Here is a 7,430-nt window from a genome sequence, read left to right as displayed (position 1 = left end):
CTTATTGTAAGCTTAATCATATAGCCATTCCAAAAGGAAAACATAGTTTCAAAGGTTTTAACATTCAAAGAATAAATAGTATTCACAGCAATATAAAAAGATTTATCTCTGTCTATAGAGGAGTTTCAACTAAATACTTAGCTAATTATTTATCTTTATTTAAATATATTTTTGATAAAATTCAAGAATATCCACTGTTTATAAGGGATGAACAACATCCTTATAAAATCAAGAATTTTAAAGGCCGTCCACCTATATTTGAATAGCTAGTTTTATTTATCACTCTATTTCATAATTGAGCCTTTCTTTTTAATTAAAACTATATGTTATTTGGATTTTGATGTAAAATAATGTAGGGATATAAAAGGAAGTCTTGAAATATTTTAGGGGAGATAGAAAGCGGGAGATGAAAAAGTGAATAATAACGTTAAAAGGGAAAGTAAAGACAGAAAGATTGATATGCTTAATGGAAGTATATTAGATAAGTTATTATTATTTGCACTGCCTCTTGCAGCAAGCAGTATATTACAGCAATTATTTAACTCTGTTGATGTTGCTGTTGTAGGTAAGTTCGCTAGCAGTAAGGCACAGGCTGCAGTTGGATGCAATGGTGCAGTTATTAATTTAATATTAAATCTTTTTGTTGGAATTTCAGTAGGAGCAAATGTAGTTATAGCTAGATACATAGGGGAAAATAAACTTGAGAAAATAAAGTCGGCTGTTTCTACGTCTATGATAGTTGCAGGAGTAAGTGGTATTTTTCTTCTTATTTTTGGAATTCTTATTTCTAAAAATATTTTAACATGGATGGATACACCTGAGGATATTATTGACTATGCTATTCTTTATTTAAGAATTTATTTTCTAGGGGTACCATTTATAATGATTTATAATTTTGGAGCAGCAATACTTAGAAGTGTGGGAGATACAAAGAGACCTCTTTATTGTCTTGCTTTATCAGGAGTAATAAACGCAGTATTAAATATGATTTTAGTAATTGTTTTTCATCTTGGGGTAGCTGGCGTGGCAATTTCTACTGTAATTTCTAATGTAATAAGTTCAAGTATGGTTTTATATTTTTTAATTAATGAAGAAGGATATATTAAGTTATCTATAAAAGAATTATTTATATCAAAAGACGACCTTAAAAGCATGCTGAAAATAGGACTACCAGCAGGATTACAGTCAGTAGTATTTTCTTTAGCAAATGTCTGTATTCAAACAAGTCTTAATGGATTTGGTTCAGATGCAGTAGCAGGTTCAGCAGTTACTCTTAATTATGAATGCTATTGCTATTTTGTAGTTTCTGCCTTTACTCAGACAGCAGTTACTTTTACAAGTCAGAACTTTGGAGCAAAACGATATGAAAGATGTAAAAAAATATTTATTAGAGCTCTTGCTATGAGTATATTAGTAAGCTATGGATTTAGTCTATTCTTTTTATTTGGTAAAAGCTTTTTTATATCTTTATTTACCTCAGAGCCAGAAGTTATTAGGTATGCATCAATTCGTATGATACATCTTTTTAGTTGCTATATGCTAGTAAGTCTTTATGAAATAAGTGGTGGTGCCCTTAGGGGAATGGGATATTCTATGACTCCAACTGTACTTACGATTTTTGGAACATGCATATTAAGGTTAGTATGGATATCTACTGTATGTAAGTGGTATACAGGCTTTGAAACATTAATGAATGTATATCCTGTTTCGTGGACAATTACAGGAATAATGGTGTTAATAAGCTATATTACTATAAGAAAAAAGTTATTTGTTCAAACAGTTTAATAAACGTAAAAAGTCATACTAGGAAATATTCTTAGTAGGGCTTTTTATTTTATTTAAGATTAAAGAGATTGGAGATAAACGTCGAAAAAACATACTAATAAATTGTAGGAAGCAAAAAAAAGAAAAAATTTATATATTTTTTATAAAATATATAAATAAAAAAGAAAAGTTTTCGATATTAAAAGAGGGAAGTAAAAGAGAATTTATAAAGGAAAGGAATACAATTAATGAAACTAAAGATTAGAGGAAAATTATTATTAGCATTTACAGCAATAATAATGCTGATAGTTATATTAAGTGGTTTATCTATATATAAAGTTCAGCTACTTGCAAATGAAGAAAATGATATATTAGATGATCAATATCCAAGTGTATCCACATTAGCAGACATAAGAGGTGAGTTTGCAGATTATAGAAGATTAGTTTTGCAAAATATCTTAAATGGAGATGAAAGGGAAGTTGCTGAGCATGAAGAAAAATTAAAAGAAGTAACTAAAATCATGACTGAAAATATAGAAAAATATGAAGAGTATATTTCTAATGATGAAGAACAGAATTTATTTGATAAATTTATGAGTACATATACTCCATATATGACAGAGATACAAAGATCTCAACAGATACTAGAAAATAATGATATTATAGGTAGTATAGTGATTATTAATGAAACAGATTCTTTATATGATGAAACAGTAGAGAATATAAAAGAACTTACAGAATTAAATAAAGTTTATATAGAGAATGCTGATAAAAATTTTGATGAAGATGCAAAAAGTGCAGTAATTCAAGTAATTATATTCTTAGTACTAGCAGTATTAATAAGTATTATTTCAGCTTATACTATTAGTAAGAATATTATTAATTCTGTAAATAAGATTTTAGCAGGAATTAATAAGGTTGCTGATGGAGATTTAACAGAAAAGGTTCAAATTGATACAAGTGATGAAATGAGAACTATAGGAGATACAACAAATGATCTTATAGATTCATTAACGAGTATGATTGGGCAAATACAAGATGCATCAGAAAAAGTTGTTGAATCTAGTGAAGATTTAAGTCAAATGTCTGAAGAAGTAAATAGTTCTAATGAAGAAGTTACATCTACAATTAATGAATTAGCAAATGGAGCACATAAGCAAAGTGAAGCAGTTCAGATATCAAATAAAATAATAAAAACAATGATTGATGACATAAATGAAGTAGCTCAAAATATTGAAGTTGCTAATAATAGTAGTAATAGTGTATTAAAAGCAACTAATAATGGAATTAATCAAATTAATGAAGCAATAGAAAAAATTAATATTATTAGAAATAGTAATAATAATGTTGTTAAATCAGTTGATATTTTACATACTAAATCAGATGAAATTGGAAGCATAGTAGAAGTAATTAAGAATATTTCAGAGCAAACTAATCTTTTAGCTCTTAATGCTGCTATTGAAGCTGCTAGAGCAGGAGAGCAAGGAAAAGGCTTTGCAGTAGTTGCAGAAGAAGTTAGAATATTAGCTGAAGAAAGTACTAAATCAGCTGAAGAAATTTCAAAACTAATTGAAAATATACAAAGAGAAACTGAAAATGTTGTTGAAGTATTAAATAACGGTACAGTTCAAGTAGAAGAAGGAGTACAAGCAGTAGCATTATCAGGACAAAGCTTTGAAGTAATATCAAAAGAAATAAAAGGTGTTACAGATGAAGTTAAGAAAGTTGATGTTCTTGCAACTAGAATACTAGAAGAATCAGATAAGGTAGTTGAATCAATAGATGAAATAAATAGTATTACAAGTGAAGCAGCAGCAAGTACAGAGGAAGTTTCAGCTTTAGCAGAAGAACAAAGTTCAGCTATGGAAACTGTAGTTAAGTCAGCACAAGTTTTAGCTGAATTAGGTGAAAAATTACAAGAAGAAGTTACTAAATTTAAAATAGTAAAAAAAAAAAAACTGAGCATTTTGCTCAGTTTTTTATTTTTTAATCTTCACAGTATTTAGTAAGACTATCAAATAATAATTTATAAAATTCATTATAACTATCTTCTGTTAAATCTATGCTATGAGATAAAATTCTTAAAACATATCCTTCATAATCCTTTCTATAAGGAAGTTGTATATGATCAAAGTCATGTAATTTAAAACCTATATTTTTATAGAAGTGATATCTTTTTATAGAAACTTCATCTTCTAAAGGATCTATTTCTAGTATTATATTTTCATTATTTGAAGTAAATTCATTTAATACCTTAGTTCCAAAGCCGTGATTTCTAAGCTCAGGGCTTATAGCAAAGTGCTCAACATAAATGTAATTATTTAGTTTCCAGTAAAACAGTATTCCTATAAAAGTATCATCTTCCATTACATAAGTACAATAAAAGTTCTCATTATCTAATGCTTTTTTATGAGTTTCTAAAGTCCTTCTTTCGTGTATTGGAAAGCTATTTTCATAAAGTTCCCAAGCTTTATGAAAGTCTTTATTATTTTTATCTGTAATTCGTATAAAATCCATGTTAAAATATTTCCTTTCAGAGATTGTACAAAAATATTATATCAGACTGATTCATAAAAAATAAAGAAGAATATTGAATATATGGTATATTAGATATAGACTACTTTTTTAAAGGACGGGGTGAAAATGTGTGGATTTTGATTTGTTAAAGAGAAAAATAATTAATAATAAGTTTTCTTTAAGTTATAGAAATGGAGAAAAACTTTATGAAGAAAATAAGGCTGAAGTTATTGATGTTAAAGAAATTGATAATATAAGCAATATATATGGAAGGGTTACAGATGGAAGAAAAGTTTATTCTACCTTCATTAAGTCTGATTCTAATGGAAGAGCACTTAAATTAAGCTGTAACTGCGAAATTCATGAAGAAGCAAGGAAATCAGGAAGTAATTTTGCCTGTTCACATTTAATTGCTACAATTCTTGAATTAACTAAAAGAAATAATATACATAAAGAAAATAATAAAGATGAAATTGAGCTATCTATTTTATTAGAAGAAAACTATAAAGATGATAATTTATATAATATAAGTCTATTTATTAAAGATAAAAGCAGAATTAGAATTAATACAAAGGCAGATTTAGAATATCATATTTTAAATGATAAAGCTGTTTATTCCTTTAGGAGAGTAAACTATTCCAAAAATGATAAAGCCTTAATAAAGATGTTAAGTAAATTAAATATGAAGGTAAAAGATGAAGATTTAAGAGAAGTTTTATTTTTATGCAGATATAAAAAAGTTCAAGCAAAAATAAAATCAATGCAGTATAATACAGAAATTACAATGAAAGATATGCCTCTTAAATTTACTTTAAAAGTAGAACAAAATAAAATAAAACTTCAGAGAAGAAAAGATACTATAATAGCTTTAAATAAGGATAAAACAGCATTTATTTTTAATGAAGAAATTTATATTCCTCCTTTTAAACAATGTAAATCCTTTAACTTAATATATTCTATATTAAAAGATAAATACTATACTTATGTTAACAAAAGTTCTTTAAAGAAGGTAATAAGTGTTTTATCAGAGATAGGTGAATTAAGTATTAGTGATGAAGTAAAAAATATTTTAGCTAAAGAGGCTGATATAGATTTATACTTTTATAAAGAAGATGAAAAAATATACTGTGAATTTTTAAATAAAGAATATTATATAAGGAGTTCTGCAAAACTTAAAAATATAGAAGAAATATTATTTATCCATGGCTTTACAAAGCAGAAGGAAAGGTATCTTTTTACAAGAAATGATGATAGTTTATTTGAATTATTAAAATCCGAAATAGTAAATATGTGTAATATTAAATCCTCAAAAGCTTTAGGAAACCTAAGTATAATTTCTAAGAATAAATTTAAGGGGAAAATAAAAAAAGAAAGTGATGATTTATTTTTTGAATTAGACTTTTTAGAGAATGATGAGATAAATAGTGCTATAGAAAGCTTTAGAAATAGTGAAAAGTTTTATAGATTTAAGGATTATAGTTTTCTAGATTTTACGAGGGAAGATATAAGAGATTATATGAAGTTTTTAAGTTTTATTGATTATAAGGGAGATCCTTTAAAGATAGATGAAGGTTATGAGGAGATTTATTATGAAGAAGGAAATAAACTTAATTTCTTAGAACTAGTAAATAGAGATAAGAAAGAAAAAGATATAGTAAGTCCTAAGGGATTAAAGGCAGAGCTTAAGAGTTACCAGCTTGAAGGCGTTAGGTGGATTCAAAATAAAAAAGAAAATAATTTGTTTGGAATATTAGCTGATGAAATGGGACTTGGAAAAACCCTTCAAACAATAGCTTTTTTAATGCTAAATAAAGGGCAAAAATCAATGGTTATAGCTCCAACATCTCTTATTTATAACTGGGAAAGTGAATTTAAGAAGTTTGCTCCCAAATTAAAGATTGCCTGTATTCATGGGGATAAGAAAAAGAGAGAAAAACTTATTTATAATATTTCAGATTATGATGTAGTACTAACATCCTATGGAACTATTAATATGGATATAGATTTATATTCAAATATTAAATTTGATAATCTTATTATAGATGAAGGACAGACCATTAAGAACCCTAAATCTAAGGTTACTCTTAATGTTAAAAAGATAAAGGCTGATTTTAATCTTGTTTTAACAGGAACTCCTATTGAAAATAATTTAATGGAACTTTGGAGTATATTTGATTTTTTAAGACCAGGCTATTTATTTAGTGAAGGTGAATTTAAGAGAAAATTCTTAAAAACTGGAGATAATGACATAAAGTTTTTAAAGCTATTAATTAAGCAATTCATATTAAGACGTACTAAAAAAGATGTTTTAAGTGAGCTTCCAGATAAAAAGGATCAAACAGTGTATGTAACTATGGAAGGTGATCAAAAGAAAATTTATAAAAATAGTATTAATGTATTTAAGAAAGAAGCTAAGAATTTAAATGATACAATATCAATATTAGCTTTATTAACTAAGCTTAGAGAGATAGCTCTAGATCCACATCTTATAAATGAAAACTATAAAGGTAAAAGTGCTAAAACTGAAAAGTTTATGGAGATAATTAAAGATACTGTTAAAAAAGAAAAGAAGAAGGTATTAGTATTTTCACAATTTACAGGAATGCTTGATATTATAAAGACGAGAATGGATAAAGAAAAAATAGGTTATTATTACTTAGATGGCTCTACAAAGGCTAGTGAAAGAGTTAAACTATGTAATGAATTTAATAAAAAGAAAAGAACAAAGGTATTTTTAATTTCCCTTAAAGCAGGGGGAACAGGTCTTAATTTAACTTCAGCAGAGAAGGTAATACATATAGATCCATGGTGGAATCCTGCTGTTGAAAATCAAGCTACAGATAGAGCTCATAGAATAGGTCAGAAAAATGAAGTTGACGTAATTAAACTTATTACAAAGGGTACTATTGAGGAAAAGATAATGATACTTAAGGAAGAAAAAAGTAAGATGATTTCAGAACTATTAGATGATAATGAAAATATTAATATGAAAAATACTCTTACAAAGGAGGAAATTGAATATTTACTAACTTACGATGATGTGTAGCAGGAGTTTGAGTATAGCTGTATCAAGACAAGATGCAGCTATATTTTTTTAATGCATAGACCAGTTATACAAAAAAATAAAAAATTTTAAAAAATAATTTTTT

4 protein-coding genes and 1 pseudogene are annotated in these 7,430 nt (G+C 26.6%); 4 read left to right on the top strand and 1 reads right to left on the bottom strand.

The genetic code is table 11. From position 1 onward, the window contains the following. The 3 genes and pseudogenes from BM384_RS18690 to BM384_RS13655 all read left to right on the top strand — a co-directional run. Positions 1 to 152, top strand: a pseudogene (locus tag BM384_RS18690) (IS1595 family transposase); the annotation flags it as partial. 262 nt (positions 153 to 414) lie between these two features. Continuing rightward, positions 415 to 1,785, top strand: a complete 1,371-nt coding sequence (locus BM384_RS13660; protein WP_242946040.1) for an MATE family efflux transporter — start codon at positions 415 to 417, stop codon at positions 1,783 to 1,785. A gap of 227 nt (positions 1,786 to 2,012) precedes the next feature. Next, on the top strand, positions 2,013 to 3,770 hold the full coding sequence (locus BM384_RS13655) for a methyl-accepting chemotaxis protein (RefSeq protein ID WP_090014416.1): 1,758 nt from the start codon (positions 2,013 to 2,015) through the stop codon (positions 3,768 to 3,770). Here the strand turns inward: BM384_RS13655 and BM384_RS13650 are convergent. After that, entirely contained in the window at positions 3,751 to 4,281 is a 531-nt protein-coding gene (locus BM384_RS13650; RefSeq protein WP_090014415.1) for a GNAT family N-acetyltransferase, read from the bottom strand. The genes BM384_RS13655 and BM384_RS13650 overlap by 20 nt on opposite strands. A gap of 130 nt (positions 4,282 to 4,411) precedes the next feature. On the opposite strand from BM384_RS13650, the gene BM384_RS13645 reads away from it, so the two are divergent. Continuing rightward, complete coding sequence (locus BM384_RS13645; protein WP_090014414.1) at positions 4,412 to 7,327, top strand: DEAD/DEAH box helicase; 2,916 nt, start codon at positions 4,412 to 4,414, stop codon at positions 7,325 to 7,327. The last annotated feature ends 103 nt before the right edge of the window (positions 7,328 to 7,430 follow it).

It is taken from the genome of Clostridium sp. DSM 8431 (assembly GCF_900116755.1).
GTDB lineage: Bacteria > Bacillota > Clostridia > Clostridiales > Clostridiaceae > Clostridium.
This window is presented reverse-complemented; position numbering and strand designations above follow the sequence as displayed.

Bases quoted from the DNA above. Each gene is read 5' to 3' on its own strand.
- BM384_RS13655 (WP_090014416.1), top strand. From the start codon at position 2,013: ATGAAACTAAAGATTAGAGGAAAATTATTATTAGCATTTACAGCAATA.
- BM384_RS13650 (WP_090014415.1), bottom strand. From the start codon at position 4,281: ATGGATTTTATACGAATTACAGATAAAAATAATAAAGACTTTCATAAA.